Genomic DNA, 413 nt, shown 5'->3' with positions numbered 1-413 from the left:
AACTGCAGCTACGGATTCATCCGAATATTGCGCGCGCCTCCGCGTCTCCGCCTTCCCCCTCCTCCTTTTCCTCCCTCTTTCTCTCCCTCTCTTCCCTTTTCCTTCCCCTCCTTTCCCTTTTTTCTTTTTCTTCTTCCTTTTTCTTCTCCCTTTTTTTCCCTCCCTTTTCCTTTCACTCTTCTTTTCCTCCTCCCCTTCCCCCCTCCCCCCTTTTTCCCTTCCCTTTTTTCTCTTTCTTCCTTTTTCCCCCTTCCCCCCTCCTCCTTTCCTTCCTCCCCCCTTCTTTTCTCTCTTTTCTCCTCCTTCCCTCTTCTTTTCCCCCCCCTTCTCCCCCTCCTTCTTCCTTTTCCTTCCCCTTCCTTCTCTCCTCTCTCTTCCCTTTTTTTTCCTCCTTTTCCTTCTTTTTTTTCTCC

The 413-nt window shown here is 50.1% G+C and carries 1 protein-coding gene; it reads right to left on the bottom strand.

What is annotated here, in order from left to right; all coding sequences use genetic code 11:
- Positions 1-8: 8 nt before the first annotated feature.
- Positions 9-413: hypothetical protein (locus tag NR125_RS30295; RefSeq protein WP_256816885.1), on the bottom strand; the 405-nt coding region annotated here is incomplete at its 5' end.

It is taken from the genome of Cytobacillus sp. Bac17, assembly GCF_024519925.1.
Taxonomy (GTDB): Bacteria; Bacillota; Bacilli; order Bacillales; family Cytobacillaceae; genus Cytobacillus; species Cytobacillus pseudoceanisediminis.
The sequence above is the reverse complement of the archived record's forward strand: the minus strand, read 5'-3'. Positions and strand labels throughout refer to the sequence as shown.